We start from the raw sequence: 15,264 nt of genomic DNA, 5'->3' as shown, positions 1-15,264 counted from the left end.
AATAAGCGTGCCAATAACACCCGATATTAACCCAGGCTAAAATTTAATCCTGCGAAAGAGAGAATTGCTGTTATAATGACAGTGCTCCATGGAAAAAAGCCGCATTGAACCTCGAAAAATCACTTGGTTACCCTAAATAATTCGAGTTGCAGTAAGGCGGAAAATGAGCAAATCCCGATGAGCCTGCATCAGTCAGTGATTCGGGTGAGCCAGAGAAGCCAAGGCACCTGCAGCTTGAAGTATGACCGGTATCGTCATTATTCACGAGTTATAGGGGGTTTTAATGGACAGAAGCAAAGAAGTCATCCAGACACATCCCCTCATCGGATGGGATATCAGTACTGTAGACAGCTATGATGCCATGATGATCCGTCTGCATTCGCTCTCTTCTAATCAGCAGCAAGCCGAAGATGCCGATGTAGGCCAGACTTACTGGCTGACCACTGATGTTGCCAGACAATTTATCTCCATTCTCGAAGCTGGCATTGCCAAGATTGAAGCGACCGATTACCAGGATCGTGATTACAAGAAGCACTAATTCGCTCAACGTTTCGCCTAAGGGCACCCACAGCAGGGTGCCTTTTTCATGCCCGCAATAATTTGCTATTCTGCTGCCCTCTCCTGAAAAAAAAGAGTGCTGCAAATGGTTTACGATTTAATTGTGGTCGGCAGTGGTTCCGTAGGGGCTGCCGCCGGATGGTATGCCACCCAGGCCGGCCTGAAGGTACTGATGATCGACGGTCACCATCCGCCGCACCGCGAAGGCAGCCATCATGGTGAAAGCCGCTTAATTCGTCACGCTTACGGTGAAGGTGCGCGCTACGTACCGATGGTGCTGCGTGCCCAGCAGCTGTGGGATGAGCTGGAGCAGCAGAGCGGTGAGCGCATCATGCAGCGCAGCGGCGTGCTCAACTTCGCGCCGCAGGAGTCCGAATTTATTCAGAACGTGATGCAAAGCGCGCAGCAGTACCAGCTTGAAGTGCAGATCCTCAACAGCGACGAGATCGTGCAGCGCTGGCCGCAAATCAGCGTGCCGCATGGCTATATCGGCGTTTTTGAACCCGGCTCCGGCTATCTGAAATCCGAAGTGGCGATTAAAAGCTGGATCCGCTTGGCGAAAGAAGCCGGCTGCGCGCAGCTGTTTAACTGCCCGGTCAGCCAGATCGACACGCTGGACGGCCTGCAAACCGTCACCACGGCAGACGGGATTTACCAGGGGCGCAAGCTGCTGCTGAGTGCCGGCACCTGGGTGAAAACGCTCTACCCTTCTCTACCGGTCGCGCCGGTGCGCAAGGTCTTTGCCTGGCATCAGGCTGACGGCCGCTACAGCGAGAACAACACATTCCCGGCATTTACCGCGCAGATGCCGGACGGCACCCACTATTACGGCTTCCCGGCGGATAATAACGCCATTAAAATCGGAAAGCATGAAGGCGGACAGCCGATCGACTCCCCGGCAGGCCGCAAGCCGTTTGGTAGCGTGGCGGCGGACGGCAACGAACTGTTTGGCTTCCTGCGTCAGTTCTTACCCGGGGTCGGCGTCTGCCTGCGCGGTGAAGCCTGTACCTACGATAACTCACCGGATGAAGACTTTATTATCGACCGCTTCCCTGGTGAAACCGATCGCATGATCATTACCGGCCTGAGCGGGCACGGGTTTAAATTCGCCAGCGTGCTGGGTGAAATCGCCGCACAGTTTGCTCAGGGTAAAAGCAGCGAGTTCGACTTAACCCCGTTCTCTTTATCGCGCTTCGCCTGACCTTCGTCAGCAACGTTAAACAATAAAAAAAGGCTCACAGTTCAACTATGAGCCTTTTTAAATGGCAGTCAGTGCCCGTTATTTGTTGGTCAGCGTTTCGGCTTTGGCGGCATCGTCTTCTTTCTTACGACGCAGACGCAGCTTATTGACCAGGCGGTGTGCTTCGGCACGGCTACCGACCGAGGGTGCAGAGCCGCGCAGCGGCTTACGCGCCGTTTCACGCAGCGTGAACACCGTAATCACCCCGATGACGCCCGCCCCCATCAGATAATAAGCCGGCATCAGCAGATTGCCGGTGCTCTCCACCAGCCAGGTGGTCACCAGCGGCGTGGTGCCGCCGAACAGTGAAACCGACAGGTTAAAGCCGATTGCCAGCGCGCTGTAGCGAATATCGGTGGCAAACAGCGCCGGTAATGTCGCCGGCATTGAACCGCTGAAGCAGGTGTGGATCACCCCGAGAATAATAAGCCCCAGGAACACCAGCCACAGGTTGCCCGTACCAATCAGCATCATGCACGGCACTGCCATAACGATCAGGCCGATGGCACCGGCCCAGATCACCGGACGACGGCCCAAACGGTCATTCCAGTGGCCCCAGAACAGGGTCAGCGGCATCATGACAAACATCACCACCAGAATCAGCAGCAGGCTGCTCAGCTCGCTCAGACCCAGGATCCCGGTCAGGTAGCTTGGCATATACGAGGTCAGCATATAGTTGGAGACGTTAAACAGCAGCACCAGACCAATACATTTCAGCATTGAGGCACGGTACTTCTTCAGCATCTGCCACAACCCAAGGCGCGGTTTGCTGTGCTCCAGCGCTTCCTGCTTTTCCATATGCTTCTGGAATGCCGGGGTCTCTTCCAGCTTCAGTCGAATATAGAGGCCAAACAGGCCAAGCGGCGCCGCGATAAAGAACGGAATACGCCAGCCCCAGTCAAGCAGGACCTGTTCCGGCATCGCCGCCGTCAGGCCCGTTACCAGCCCCGCCCCCAGCAGATAGCCGCCGAGCGTGCCGAACTCCAGCCAGCTGCCCATAAAGCCGCGGCGCTCATCGGTTGAATACTCAGCAATAAACGTGGCTGCACCGCCGTATTCACCGCCGGTGGAGAACCCCTGCAGCAGACGCGCTGCCAGCAGCAGCACGGGCGCCATAATCCCGATGGAGTGATAGCCAGGAATAATCCCGATACAGAAGGTGCCGATCGACATCATGATCATGGTAATCGCCAGCACCTTCTGGCGTCCGATGCGGTCGCCAAGCGGGCCAAACACCAGTCCACCCACCGGGCGAACCAGGAAGGCGGCGGCAAATGCCCCAAAGGTCGCCAGCAGCTGCGCTGCCGGGCTGCCGCCGGGGAAGAAGACTTTACCGATAGTCACAGCCAGGTAGCTGTAAACCCCGAAGTCGAACCACTCCATGGCGTTACCCAGCGCGGCCGCGCCGACCGCACGCTTGAGCATGTCTTTATCGACGATAGTAATATCATCGACGCTCAGCTCCTTCTTCGCGCTTTTGTTCTTGTTCCAGAAATGCTTCTTCTGCGGCTGTTGCCCTTCAGATGTATTGCTCATAGCAGCTCCCTGTTGTAGTGAGTGAGCAGCCTTATAGCTTTCGTCGCCTGAAAAATAGTGGGGAATAACAGAGGGGAAGAAAGCTATAACGCAGCGAAAATGCGGATGGTAATGAACGGTAAATCTTAGACTGCCGTTGCTTACACAAATTTAATCTATACAAGATTCGGTGATTTTTCAAGTTAACCACACTAATCGCTGCCATTGGCGAGCAAACCTGCCGTATTCGCCACCCTCTCCGCCCTGGTTAATAGAGTCCACTGGCAGGCGGCCCCCGGCGGCTACTACGCCCGCCCTATTCATTAAGCAAAATAACTATTACACAGCGGGTATTATTGACATAACGTGACAAAAAAATGACATTTATTGAAATTAAAGACAAAAATACAGAACATGATCCTGCCCTCACCATGGCAAAGCTTCTCCACAAACTCGAGCGCAGAGCCATCTCAGGCCACCCGCTTTCTGATTTACTGGTGATAAGCCTTTATTTTATTCAAAATATTTCATTATGAGATTTAATTTAGTAATCAGTTAATTTATTTGTTGATTTTCACCCTTGTCGCCGTCAGTCTGACTTAAAATTCTTATTGGCGGAACCCAGGATGCCGTTAAAAAATAGCGCTGCAAAATATGGCTCACTGAGCATCACCCTGCACTGGCTGGTCGCGGCTGCGGTCTACGGAATGTTTGCCCTCGGACTGTGGATGGTCACCCTCGGTTATTATGATACCTGGTATCACAAAGCTCCCGAACTGCACAAAAGCATCGGCATCACGCTGTTCGCGGTAATGATTGTACGCGTGGTGTGGCGCTTTGTTTCGCCGCCGCCGAAACCGCTCAGCAGCTATTCCCCGCTAGTACGCTATAGCGCGATTACCGCGCATCTGCTGCTGTACGGCGTGCTGTTCGCCATTCTGATTACCGGTTATCTGATCTCTACCGCAGAGGGTAAACCGATCAATGTCTTCGGTATCCTGCCGGTTCCTGCGCTGTTTTCCGGGCTGGGCGAGCAGGCGGATCTGGCGGGGGAAGTCCATCTTTGGCTGGCGTGGAGCGTGGTGATCCTCTCCGGGCTGCACGCCCTGGCCGCGCTAAAACACCACTTTATCGATCGTGATATTACCTTGAAAAGGATGCTGGGCCGCCGCATCCATTAACCTCTGGAATGGAGAACACCATGTTGAAGAAAAGTATTCTGGCCATCACTACCGCCGCCCTGCTGATGACGGCGGGGACAGCCGCCGCAGCCGACTACAAAATTGATAAAGAGGGGCAGCATGCTTTCGTGCAGTTCCGCATCAAGCACCTGGGCTACAGCTGGCTTTACGGCACGTTTAAAGATTTCGACGGCAGCTTTACCTTTGATCAGGCCGACCCTGGCAAAGACAAAGTTAACGTGACTATCAATACCGGCAGCGTCGACACTAACCACGCCGAGCGTGACAAGCACCTGCGCAGCGCTGATTTCCTCAATGCCGGGAAGTTCCCTCAGGCAACGTTTGTTTCCACCAAGGTCAGTAAACAGGGCGATGGCCTGATCGTAGACGGTGACCTGACGCTGAACGGCGTGACAAAACCGGTAAAACTGGCGGCAAAACTGACCGGGGAAGGTAAAGATCCGTGGGGTGGCTACCGTGCTGGCTTTGAAGCGACGGGAACTATTGCGCTGAAAGAGTTCAACATTGAGAAGGATTTGGGCCCGGCATCACAGCAGGTGGAGCTGATGATCTCGGTGGAAGGCGTGCGCCAGTAGCCATCACACTCACCGGGCCTGCGCCCGGTGAGTTCAGCCTGTTACTCTTCAGGAATATGCATGGTGGTGCTCAACAGGCCGCGCGACTTGTTGAAAATCTTATTGCCGTTTTCACGGCCCGCACGACGCGCACGCTGCTCTTCCGGCGGCAGTGCCAGCTCTTCCATACAGAGCGGGCTGCAGCAGTTATGAAACTTCTCGGCGCAGATCGGGCACTGGATGAACAGCAGATGGCAGCCGTCATTCAGGCAGTTTACATGGGTGTCACAGGGCGCTCCGCACTGGTGGCAGTTGGCAATCACATCGTCTGAAATCCGCTCGCCCATTCGCTCATCGAAGACAAAGTTTTTGCCTTTAAAGCGCACCGGTAAGCCCTGCTCGCGCGCGCGGCGGGCATACTCAATAATTCCGCCTTCGATGTGGTAGACATTCTCGTAACCGTTATGACGCATCCAGGCGCTGGCTTTCTCACAGCGGATCCCCCCGGTGCAGTACATGACGATTTTTTTGTCTTTATCCTGCTGCAGCATATCAACTGCCATCGGCAGCTGGTCGCGGAAAGTATCCGCCGGGATCTCCAGCGCGTTTTCAAAATGGCCCACTTCATACTCATAGTGGTTACGCATATCGACAAACACCGCTTGCGGATCGTCCAGCATGGCGTTCACTTCCGCCGCTTTCAGATAGGCGCCGACATCGCTGGCATCAAAGCTGTCGTCGGTAATACCGTCAGCCACAATGCGCTCACGTACTTTCAGACGCAGTACCCAGAAAGATTTACCGTCATCATCCAGCGCGATGTTCATGCGCAGGTTATTCAGCGCCGGGTGGAAAGCGTACAGCGCGGCTTTCATCTGCTCGTACTGGCTGGCGGGAACGCTGACCTGCGCGTTAATTCCCTCGGCGGCGACGTAAACGCGGCCAAACACGTTTAGTTTGGTGAGGGTAACGTAGAGCGCGTCGCGAAACGCACGCGGATCGTCAATAGTGAAGTATTTATAAAAAGAGACTGTGGTACGCGGCTCGGTTTCGGCCAGCATGCGTGCCTTCAGCTCTTCATTGGAAACAAGGTTATGTAACACTGGCATGGTGTACGTTCCTGAATTCTAAAGAGAGGGAAAATTTTGCGGCGCTATCATACCTGAGAGACGCGGGGTTTGTCGTGCATGAACGCTGTAAATAGCAGCAGTCGGCGCAAAAAGCGATGCGCAATATGCGCATTATGACTATGCTATTAGCAGCACACCTGACCTACCTGCCCGTGAAAACCTAATCTGAACAGGCGCTTATTTCATCTGATGCGAATAAAATGGCACAATAGGCCATAACTCATTTTAAACGGGCACTATAATGTTCCCCCTTTTTTTGCGATCTGGAAAATCATGACTCAGCTGCCTCAATTTCGTCGCGCATTGCTGCATCCCCGTTATTGGTTTACCTGGTTGGGTATTGCCCTGCTTTACCTGCTGGTGATGCTGCCCTACCCCCTGCTCCGCTACATTGGTTGCGGGCTGGGTCGGCTGTCAATGCACCTACTGAAGCGCCGTGTGGAGGTTGCCCGGCGCAACCTGGAAGTCTGTTTCCCGCAGATGCCTGCCGCCGAGCGTGAAGCTCTGGTAACACGCAACTTCGAATCGCTCGGCATGGGCCTGATAGAAACCGGCATGGCATGGTTCTGGCCTGACTGGCGCATCAAAAAATGGTTCAGCGTCAGCGGCCTGGAGCACATCAGCAAAGCGGCTGCCGACGGTAAAGGCGTATTGCTGATTGGCATGCACTTTTTAACCCTGGAACTGGGCGCGCGTATTTTCGGCATCCACAACCCGGGTATTGGCGTTTACCGCCCCAACGACAACGCGCTGATTGACTGGCTGCAAACCTGGGGCCGTATGCGTTCCAATAAAAGCATGCTGGACCGCAAGGATCTGAAAGGCATGATCCGCGCCCTGAAAAATGGCGACATTATCTGGTACGCTCCGGATCACGACTACGGTCCGCGCAGCAGCGTATTTGTACCGTTTTTCGGCGTTGACCAGGCGGCAACCACTAAAGGCAGCTATCTGCTGATACGCAGTGGCAACCCGGCAGTGATCCCTTTTGTGCCACGCCGCCTGCCGTCGGGTAAAGGCTATGAGATGGTGATCCTGCCGGAAGTTCAGGATATCCCACTGGACAATGAAGTCGCCACAGCCGCCGCGATGAACCGCGTGGTCGAGCACGGCGTACTGATGGCGCCAGATCAGTATATGTGGCTGCATCGCCGCTTTAAGACCCGCCCGGAAGGTCAACCTTCCCTTTACTGATCCCTCTCCACAGGCCGGTTATCCGGCCTGTTCCACTATTTGAAACCGTTTTTCATTTATTTCTGCAGTGGCTAGGCAGTGAGCATTTAAAGGCGCATACTTAGCCAGCTAATGGTTAATTTGCGACGTTAACTTCTAAGGTTACTGCACACGCTATGTCTACGGCCGATACGCCCTCAACTGTCATCAACTGGCAGAGAAATCTCTGTGTCGCCTGGGTGGGATGTTTCCTCACCGGCGCCGGTTTCAGCCTGGTTATGCCCTTTCTGCCACTGTATGTCGAGCAGCTGGGCATTACCGATCCCCAGGCGCTGAACATCTGGTCCGGGCTGGTTTTTAGCATCACTTTCCTGTTCTCTGCTATTGCATCCCCTTTCTGGGGCGGACTTGCCGACCGTAAAGGCCGCAAAATCATGCTGCTGCGCTCCGCCCTGGGCATGGCAATTGTGATGATGCTGATGGGTATGGCCACTTCCGTCTGGCAGTTTCTGGCGCTGCGTGCACTGCTCGGCCTGCTCGGGGGGTTTGTGCCCAACGCCAACGCGCTGATCGCCACCCAGGTGCCACGTAATAAAACCGGCTGGGCGATGGGCTGGCTGTCAACCGGGGCGGTCAGCGGCGCGCTGATCGGCCCGCTAATCGGCGGCCTGCTGGCCGACAGCTTTGGCCTGCGCCCGGTGTTTTATATTACTGCGGCGGTGCTGTTCTCCTGCTTCCTGATGACCCTGTTCTGCATCCGTGAGAGCTTCACCCCGGTGCAGAAAAAAGATCTGCTGCACGCCCGCCAGGTGTTCACCTCGCTGAAAAATCCCCGGCTGGTGCTGGCACTGTTCGTCACCACGCTGATAATCCAGGTCGCTACTGGTTCGATTGCCCCCATTCTGACGCTGTACGTGCGCGAGCTGGCGGGCAACGTGGCGAATCTGGCCTTTATTAGCGGTATGATTGCCTCGGTGCCTGGCGTGGCGGCGCTGATGAGTGCGCCACGCCTTGGCAGGCTGGGGGATCGCATCGGCCCGGAGCGAATCCTCGTTGCCATGCTGCTGATTTCAGTCGTGCTACTGATCCCGATGGCTTTTGTGCAGAGTGCGTGGCAGCTGGGGATCCTGCGCTTTATGCTCGGCGCCGCCGACGGTGCATTACTGCCAGCGGTGCAGTCGCTGCTGATCTACAACGCCAGCAATCAGGTCGCCGGGCGCATCTTCAGCTATAACCAGTCTTTCCGCGACATCGGTAACGTCAGTGGCCCGTTGATGGGCGCCGCGGTGTCGGCCCATTACGGTTTCCGTGCGGTGTTTCTGGTCACCGCCTGCATCGTGCTGTTCAACGTGGGGTATACCTGGTACACGCTGAGAAAACGAACCGCAAGAATGGTGGTGCGGGAAGAAGAACAGCGCCCGCTATCTGAAGCAGAGTAAAGGGAATTGCGGTGGCGGCTCATCTCAAGTAATCTCAAATAATAGCCTTTTTGAGATTGTCTGAGATGAGAATCAAAACGCCGCCCTCAGTGGCTGAGGCTGAATTTAGCGCTGAGGAGCTTATTGCACTACTGGCGCAGCATAGCGCCAGCGACAGTAAATATCTTCATTACGACCAGTTGCGTCGCCGTATCAACGACCGCGCAGAGTGCTCCCGCGCGTGGGCAGCACTGAAGATAAAGCGCGCAACCACCTGCACGGCTTTTTCGCTGGCGGGTACGTCTGCCAGTTTTAATCTCACTCCTGCCATAATCGCCACCCTTTCCCTGGTCGACAAAATGGCATTTGGTACAGGGCGTGACCCCAGCGCACAGGATGCCTCTACCTATCTCGCTTCGCAACTGGTCATGGAAGAGGCCATCTCTTCCAGCCAGTTAGAAGGTGCAGCCACCACCTCGCGCGTGGCAATGGAGCTGCTGGCAGTTGGACGCCAGCCACGTAACGTCAGCGAAAGTATGATTATGGGGAACTGGCGACTGATGAACCATATTCTGCTGATGGCGGATGATCCACTGAGCACCGATGATATCCTTGATATCCACGCCATTGCATGTAGCGGCATCAATGATGAAAAGTATCGGCCAGGATCGCTGCGGGACAATAACGCGGTCTTTGTTGCCGGGCGTGAGGGCGAAATCGTCCATCGCCCCCCTGATTTCACGCGCGTTGAACCGATGCTGGATGCACTGTGCAATTTAACTATCCAGTTGGAACAGCAGGATATTCACCCATTGATCGTCGCCTCTATCCTCCATTTTTCCGTCGGATATATCCACCCGTTTAATAACGGCAATGGCAGAACCGCCCGAGGACTGTTTTATCTGCATATGATCCGCCGGGGCTATAGCGCATTTCGCTATATGTCGATCAGCAAGCTGCTGAAAAATGCTCCGGTGCAATACGGGATGTCGTATCTGTATAGCGAAACTGATGAGATGGACCTGACCTATTTCATTCAGTATCAGTGCCAGATTATCAGCCGGGCGGTCAACGAGTTTGCGGCCAGCATTGAACGGCTACATCAGGAACGACTGGAGCTGGCCAAATTTGTATTATCCAGTCCTGAGCTGGATAAAACCGCGCAGGATATTCTGGCACTCGCGCTAAACGCTCCCGGCTCTCTGCTGAGCGCCGCCGGCGTCAGCCAGCGTCTGTCACTCTCGGATAACACCGCCAGAAGTCGCCTGAAGACACTGGCAGCTCGCGGCTTATTGCGTGCGCTCAAAGATGGGCGTGGATTGGTTTATCAGGCCCCTGCCTCGGTGGCAAAGCTGAAGCAGTGGATGGGGTTCAGGGATAAACCCTGACAATACCCGTGCAATAAATCACCACGAAAATATTTCTCCTCCCCCGCCTTGCATCTTTGCCCATAGCGACAACAATTACTCTTTAGTCATTTTTGACCTGAGGAGATGCCATGAGCATGTATGCCACGCTGGAAGAAGCGATTGAGATGGCACGTGAAGAGTACCTTGCTGATAACCCGGAGCTGGACGAGGGTGAAGCCTCTGTTAATCAGTTCAATCTGCAGAAGTTTGTGATGCAGGATGGGGATATTATGTGGCAGGCGGAGTTTCTCACCGATGACAGTGATGAAGGAGAGCTACTGGCCTTCCGCAGTGGAGATGCGGCGCAGGCCATCTTTGAAGATGATTTCGATGAGGTTGAACTGCGTCAGGAGTGGCTGCCGGAGAAGACGCTGTACGAGTGGGATGAGGGCGAATTCCAGCTGGAACCGCCTGCCGGCAGCGAAGAGGCCGACGCGGCAGCGGGAGAGTGGGAAGACGATAACACCGACGCCGACAATAATTACTCGTAAGGCCCGTGGCTGGCATCAACCGGCAGCAGTAATGTGTCGACCACCAGCGACAGCGGCAGGTCAATAATGGCGAGAAAACGCCACGGCTTGTCGCGAATATCCCACTGTACGCCGGGGTAGTATTGATTGCCGTGCCCCTGTCCGGGCACGGCTCTGCTGATAATACTGCCGCAGCCGCTCAGCACCAGCACGCACAGCCCCACCGCTAATCCCCGCACTATCATTGTCACCATCGCTGCCCCAGAGTAAAAAACGCACTATTCTACAGTCTGGTCCAGTTTTGACCAGAGCGGCAACTGCAAATTAAACGTAAAAAAAAGCCGGAACCTGAGTTCCGGCTTATCGCGTCGTCGGGGGCGGCATGCCCGCCCCGCAAACTAGTTGGCGTTATTCAGCGCCTTCGGGTTCAGTTCCAGCGAATGGTAATAATCTAACCAGTCGTGGTACTTATCCGCATTCTGCCACAGGCGGTAGTGCATACGCGCCAGCGTCACCGGGTCACTGAACAGCGCCAGGCGCTGATCGCGATCCAGTTTAGAAGGTGACTCGCTGAGCGCCTGCTCAATGCGGCGGTCGCGGGCATAGTCGAGAATATCGCTGTTCAGGTGACGCGAGGTCGCCATTGCGCTGGCCAGTGCGTTGAACGACGGATGGAACATGGCGTGCATAAAGCCATTCTCCAGCGCACGTTCACGATTCAGCTCAACGTAACGGTCGGTATCCAGCAGCTCCTTCGGCGGATCGTACTCTTCCGGGATCAGGAACAGTTTGCCGCGTTTCGAAGCCTGCCCCAGCGTGCGACGGCTTGACCACACCGAGACAAACGGCGACAGGATCAGCGAGAACACGATTGGCGACAGCCACCACAGGAAGTTCAGGTCCAGCCAGCCCATACCGCCCGCCCACACCAGGCCCAACAGCATCTGCGAGCCGTGGCGTTTGAACGCTTCGCTCCACGGTGTGGCATCATCATCACGCTGTGGCGAGTTCCACACCACTTCCCAGCCAAGAAACGCGCTGACCACGAATACGGTGTGGAACAACATGCGCACCGGCGCCAGCAGCACCGAGAACAGCATCTCCAGGAACAGGGAGGCCAGCACGCGCAGCGCTCCGCCGTAAGGCTTCGCCCCTTTGCACCACACCAGCACGATGCTCAGCAGCTTCGGCAGGAACAGCAGCACTAAGGTGGTTGAGAACAGCGCTATCGCCAGTTCAGGGCGCCACTGCGGCCACACCGGGAACAATTGGCGCGGCTGCAGGAAGTACTGCGGCTCCATCAGCGTATGCACCACCTGCAGCGCGGTCGACAGCGCCAGGAACATAAACCACAGCGGAGCAGACAGGTAAGACATCACGCCGGTCAGGAACACCGCACGGTGCACCGGGTGCATGCCTTTTACCAGGAACAGACGGAAGTTCATCAGGTTACCGTGGCACCAGCGACGGTCACGCTTCAGTTCATCCAGCAGGTTTGGCGGCAGCTCTTCATAAGAACCCGGCAGATCGTAAGCGATCCACACGCCCCAGCCCGCACGACGCATCAGTGCAGCTTCCACAAAGTCATGCGACAGGATTGAACCGGCGAATGAGCCTTCACCCGGCAGCGGTGCCAGCGCACAGTGCTCAATGAACGGCTTAACGCGGATAATGGCGTTATGGCCCCAGTAGTGCGACTCACCCAGCTGCCAGAAGTGCAGACCAGCGGTAAACAGCGGGCCGTAAACGCGGGTAGCGAACTGCTGGCAGCGCGCATACAGCGTATCCATCCCGGATGCTTTCGGCGAAGACTGGATGATACCCGCTTTCGGGTTCGCTTCCATCATACGCACCAGCCCGTTGAGACACTCGCCGCTCATTACGCTATCCGCATCCAGCACCACCATGTAGCTGTACTGGCTACCCCAGCGGCGGCAGAAGTCATCGATGTTACCGGATTTACGTTTTACGCGACGGCGGCGGCGGCGGTAGAAAATGCGCCCTTCCCCGCCGACATCACGTACCAGCTCCATCCACGCCTTTTGCTCGGCCATGCAGATATCAGGGTTGTAACTGTCGCTGAGGATGTAGACGTCATAATTGTCCTGCTCGCCGGTACGCACCACGGATTCCCAGGTCGCACGCAGGCCGGCGAACACGCGCTCAACGTCTTCATTACAGATCGGCATGATCAGCGCGGTGCGGTGATCCGGGTTGATCGGCTCGTCACCGTTGGTCAGGTAGGAGATGCTGTACTTATCCTTACCGATCAACAGCTGCAGGAAGCCCATCAGCGCGGTCCAGAAACCGGCGGAGACCCACAGGAACAGCACGGCAAACAGGAACAGGATCCCGGTCTGCAGCACGTAAGGCAGGATCTGCAGCACCGACTGCTGCCAGTTCTGGTTGATCATCTCCATTGGGTCGATCAGCGCCCAGCCCTGGTAAGGCAGAATGGTCTTCATATACCAGGTGGCGACAACCGTCTGGAAAACAGAGAGGAACAGCAGAATATAACGGCGGATGGAGCCAACATGGCGCCACTTATCTTCACTTTTCTGCTCTTCGCGGCTGGCAAAACGCGGGGTGGTTTTACGGCCACGCACGGAATCCCACGCGCGCGCCACCGGGTTGGTACGCCACTCTTCCGGGTACATGGAAGAGCGGGTATGCTTCGGCATCGCTTTCAGCGTGGTACGGTCCAGCGCATCTTTATCGAACTGCTTGCCGTCATCAACGGAATCCGGCCAGCTCTGTTCGACGCGTGTTTTTACCGACTCCTGCGGTGCGTCATCGGCACGCGTTTCAACCGGACCCTCTTCGGCCAGCAGGTGATGCAGCTGGCCAAAGGCGTCGTCAGATTCAGACGGCAGTGCCGAGCGCAGCTCCCCTTTCCGCTCAGCGGAGAGGGGCAGCGCGTCGATATACTCATCGGGTATTACGGTAGACTTATTCATTGGCAGGCAGCTGATTGCTCCAGGTTTCAGTCAGCGTTTTGTCACCGTTAACCAGTGCAGCACGCATTTCCGTCGGCTGTTTGTTGTCTTTTACGCGCACGCGCAGCACCAGACGCCAGCCTTTGGTGACCGGGTTATAGCGCACGCTGTTTTCCACCAGCTCACCGTTGTTACCGATGCTGACCTGAGGGGTCACTGGGGTGTTTTGCGGCAGCTTGCTCATTTCCGGGCCAACGAAGTCGACGATAAATGCCACGGTGCCATCAGGCTGACGCACCAGGTTCGACTGCTTCACATCACCGGTTGAACGCAGGGTGCTTTTCACATACGCCGTTTCCGGTGAATGCAGCGCGCTTTCGTCACGCGTGAAGTGCAGGCGGTAGGAGAAGTTCATCACTTTTCCTGGCTCTGGCAGACTTTCCGGGGTCCAGAACGCCACGATGTTATCGTTGGTCTCGTCGGACGTTGGGATCTCAACCAGCTCTACGCGGCCTTTACCCCAGTCGCCTTTCGGCTCAATCCAGCCGCTTGGACGCATATCGTAGCGATCGTCGAGATCCTGATATTTATCGAAATCGCGGCCCCGCTGCAGCAGACCGAAACCACGTGGGTTTTCCACGGTGAAGGTGCTGACAGCAAGGTGTTTTGGATTGTTCAGCGGACGCCAGATCCACTCACCGTTTCCGGCGTGAATCGACAGACCGTTAGAATCATGCAGCGCCGGACGATAGTTTGGCACTGGCGATGGCTGGTTGGCGCCAAACAGGTACATGCTGGTCAGTGGGGCCACGCCCAGCTTGCCCACTTTGTCACGCAGGTAAACCTTAGACTGCACGTCGACCGTGCTGTCTTTACCCGGGGTGATCAGGAAACGGTAAGCACCGGTCGCACGTGGTGAATCCAGCAGCGCATAAATGACCAGATGTTTATCCTGGGGTTTAGGGCGTTCAATCCAGAACTGCTTAAAGCGCGGGAACTCTTCCCCGGACGGCAGCGCAGTATCAATGGCCAGGCCGCGGGCAGAGAGACCGTAAACCTGTCCGGCACCGATAACGCGGAAGTAGCTCGCGCCCAGGAAGCTGGTGATTTCGTCTTTCTTATCTTTACTGTTCAGCGGGTAAAGCACCTTGAAGCCAGCAAACCCGAGGTTTTTGACGGTATCAGGGTCGTGCTTAACGTTGCCGAAGTTGAAATAGTCCGGGGAGTACTTGATCTCACGAACGCTGGTCGCCGTGACTTCATTGAGTTTCACCGGGGTATCGAAATACATTCCCTGATGGTAGAACTCAAGTTTGAAAGGGGTCTTAAGATTGCTCCAGTACGCTTTATCGTGATTGAACTGGATCTGCTGATAGTCAGCATATTTCATATCACGCAGCTGTGATGGCAGGTTACTCTTAGGCGCTTCGAAGCCTTTCCCGGCTAACTCCTGCGCCTGTTTTGCCACATCATCAATGTTAAACGCCCAACTGGTGTTGGCATACATTGAAAGCAAAACTGCTGCGCCAAGCCAGCGCAATTTCATCAGTTCTGGTTTATTGTTCATTTTATTCCGCACTTCCCCCCCTTTCGGGTGCTTAAATCAATTGCATCCATCTTAAAGGATAATCCAGCATTCCGACAGCCTGACCACGTTTT

The 15,264-nt window shown here is 55.5% G+C and carries 14 protein-coding genes; 9 read left to right on the top strand and 5 right to left on the bottom strand.

Annotated elements, in window-relative coordinates; genetic code table 11:
• The first annotated feature begins 283 nt into the window (after positions 1-283).
• The gene (bssS, locus tag QLG07_RS00870) at positions 284-538 is read left to right on the top strand and encodes a biofilm formation regulator BssS (protein ID WP_048916424.1); all 255 of its coding nucleotides are present in this window, start codon (positions 284-286) and stop codon (positions 536-538) included.
• A gap of 105 nt (positions 539-643) precedes the next feature.
• On the top strand, positions 644-1,759 hold the full coding sequence (gene solA / locus QLG07_RS00865) for an N-methyl-L-tryptophan oxidase (RefSeq protein ID WP_282468236.1): 1,116 nt from the start codon (positions 644-646) through the stop codon (positions 1,757-1,759).
• A 78-nt stretch (positions 1,760-1,837) separates the two neighbouring features.
• Here the strand turns inward: solA and proP are convergent, their stop codons facing one another.
• Complete coding sequence (gene proP / locus QLG07_RS00860) at positions 1,838-3,334, bottom strand: glycine betaine/L-proline transporter ProP (protein WP_062818134.1); 1,497 nt, start codon at positions 3,332-3,334, stop codon at positions 1,838-1,840.
• A 356-nt stretch (positions 3,335-3,690) separates the two neighbouring features.
• Here proP and QLG07_RS00855 point away from each other — a divergent pair, with 356 nt between their 5' ends.
• The 3 genes from QLG07_RS00855 to QLG07_RS00845 all read left to right on the top strand — a co-directional run bounded on the left by QLG07_RS00855 (position 3,691) and on the right by QLG07_RS00845 (position 5,090).
• A complete protein-coding gene (locus QLG07_RS00855) occupies positions 3,691-3,849 on the top strand; it encodes a hypothetical protein (protein WP_282468235.1) in 159 nt (52 codons plus the stop codon).
• A 90-nt stretch (positions 3,850-3,939) separates the two neighbouring features.
• The gene (locus QLG07_RS00850) at positions 3,940-4,494 is read left to right on the top strand and encodes a cytochrome b (protein ID WP_048916428.1); all 555 of its coding nucleotides are present in this window, start codon (positions 3,940-3,942) and stop codon (positions 4,492-4,494) included.
• 20 nt (positions 4,495-4,514) lie between these two features.
• The gene (locus QLG07_RS00845; RefSeq protein ID WP_048916441.1) at positions 4,515-5,090 is read left to right on the top strand and encodes a YceI family protein; all 576 of its coding nucleotides are present in this window, start codon (positions 4,515-4,517) and stop codon (positions 5,088-5,090) included.
• A 41-nt stretch (positions 5,091-5,131) separates the two neighbouring features.
• Here QLG07_RS00845 and QLG07_RS00840 read toward each other — a convergent pair whose 3' ends face one another.
• Positions 5,132-6,178 (bottom strand): rhodanese-related sulfurtransferase, encoded by a 1,047-nt coding sequence (locus tag QLG07_RS00840; RefSeq protein ID WP_282468234.1) that lies wholly within the window; start codon positions 6,176-6,178, stop codon positions 5,132-5,134.
• A 294-nt stretch (positions 6,179-6,472) separates the two neighbouring features.
• Here QLG07_RS00840 and QLG07_RS00835 point away from each other — a divergent pair, with 294 nt between their 5' ends.
• From QLG07_RS00835 to QLG07_RS00820, 4 genes are all read left to right on the top strand, one after another.
• The gene (locus QLG07_RS00835; RefSeq protein WP_048916430.1) at positions 6,473-7,393 is read left to right on the top strand and encodes a Kdo(2)-lipid IV(A) acyltransferase; all 921 of its coding nucleotides are present in this window, start codon (positions 6,473-6,475) and stop codon (positions 7,391-7,393) included.
• Positions 7,394-7,548: 155 nt separating this feature from the next.
• Positions 7,549-8,811, top strand: coding sequence for a multidrug efflux MFS transporter MdtG (mdtG, locus tag QLG07_RS00830; protein ID WP_282468233.1), 1,263 nt, complete (start codon positions 7,549-7,551; stop codon positions 8,809-8,811).
• A 65-nt stretch (positions 8,812-8,876) separates the two neighbouring features.
• Complete coding sequence (locus tag QLG07_RS00825) at positions 8,877-10,178, top strand: Fic family protein (protein ID WP_282468232.1); 1,302 nt, start codon at positions 8,877-8,879, stop codon at positions 10,176-10,178.
• Between the two features lie 110 nt (positions 10,179-10,288).
• Positions 10,289-10,690 carry a MysB family protein gene (locus QLG07_RS00820; protein ID WP_048916433.1) on the top strand — a complete coding sequence of 134 codons (402 nt, stop codon included), beginning with the start codon at positions 10,289-10,291 and terminating at the stop codon, positions 10,688-10,690.
• On the opposite strand, the gene QLG07_RS00815 is transcribed toward QLG07_RS00820, so the two are convergent.
• The 3 genes from QLG07_RS00815 to mdoG form a co-directional block, all read right to left on the bottom strand.
• Positions 10,681-10,923 carry a YceK/YidQ family lipoprotein gene (locus QLG07_RS00815; RefSeq protein ID WP_048916434.1) on the bottom strand — a complete coding sequence of 81 codons (243 nt, stop codon included), beginning with the start codon at positions 10,921-10,923 and terminating at the stop codon, positions 10,681-10,683. The two genes, QLG07_RS00820 and QLG07_RS00815, sit on opposite strands and share 10 nt — an antisense overlap.
• Positions 10,924-11,067: 144 nt before the next feature.
• On the bottom strand, positions 11,068-13,626 hold the full coding sequence (gene mdoH, locus QLG07_RS00810) for a glucans biosynthesis glucosyltransferase MdoH (protein ID WP_282468231.1): 2,559 nt from the start codon (positions 13,624-13,626) through the stop codon (positions 11,068-11,070).
• Positions 13,619-15,154 (bottom strand): glucans biosynthesis protein MdoG, encoded by a 1,536-nt coding sequence (gene mdoG, locus QLG07_RS00805; protein ID WP_180276706.1) that lies wholly within the window; start codon positions 15,152-15,154, stop codon positions 13,619-13,621. Before mdoG ends, mdoH begins: the two co-directional genes overlap by 8 nt.
• Positions 15,155-15,264: the final 110 nt, after the last annotated feature.

Origin of the sequence: Erwinia sp. V90_4, from assembly GCF_029967685.1 — a bacterium.
Classification (GTDB): domain Bacteria; phylum Pseudomonadota; class Gammaproteobacteria; order Enterobacterales; family Enterobacteriaceae; genus Erwinia; species Erwinia aphidicola.
This window is presented reverse-complemented; position numbering and strand designations above follow the sequence as displayed.

Bases quoted from the DNA above. Each gene is read 5' to 3' on its own strand.
- QLG07_RS00850 (WP_048916428.1), top strand. From the start codon at position 3,940: ATGCCGTTAAAAAATAGCGCTGCAAAATATGGCTCACTGAGCATCACC.
- mdoH (WP_282468231.1), bottom strand. From the start codon at position 13,626: ATGAATAAGTCTACCGTAATACCCGATGAGTATATCGACGCGCTGCCC.
- QLG07_RS00845 (WP_048916441.1), top strand. From the start codon at position 4,515: ATGTTGAAGAAAAGTATTCTGGCCATCACTACCGCCGCCCTGCTGATG.
- mdtG (WP_282468233.1), top strand. From the start codon at position 7,549: ATGTCTACGGCCGATACGCCCTCAACTGTCATCAACTGGCAGAGAAAT.
- bssS (WP_048916424.1), top strand. From the start codon at position 284: ATGGACAGAAGCAAAGAAGTCATCCAGACACATCCCCTCATCGGATGG.
- QLG07_RS00820 (WP_048916433.1), top strand. From the start codon at position 10,289: ATGAGCATGTATGCCACGCTGGAAGAAGCGATTGAGATGGCACGTGAA.
- QLG07_RS00855 (WP_282468235.1), top strand. From the start codon at position 3,691: ATGACATTTATTGAAATTAAAGACAAAAATACAGAACATGATCCTGCC.
- QLG07_RS00835 (WP_048916430.1), top strand. From the start codon at position 6,473: ATGACTCAGCTGCCTCAATTTCGTCGCGCATTGCTGCATCCCCGTTAT.
- QLG07_RS00825 (WP_282468232.1), top strand. From the start codon at position 8,877: ATGAGAATCAAAACGCCGCCCTCAGTGGCTGAGGCTGAATTTAGCGCT.
- QLG07_RS00840 (WP_282468234.1), bottom strand. From the start codon at position 6,178: ATGCCAGTGTTACATAACCTTGTTTCCAATGAAGAGCTGAAGGCACGC.
- solA (WP_282468236.1), top strand. From the start codon at position 644: ATGGTTTACGATTTAATTGTGGTCGGCAGTGGTTCCGTAGGGGCTGCC.
- QLG07_RS00815 (WP_048916434.1), bottom strand. From the start codon at position 10,923: ATGGTGACAATGATAGTGCGGGGATTAGCGGTGGGGCTGTGCGTGCTG.
- proP (WP_062818134.1), bottom strand. From the start codon at position 3,334: ATGAGCAATACATCTGAAGGGCAACAGCCGCAGAAGAAGCATTTCTGG.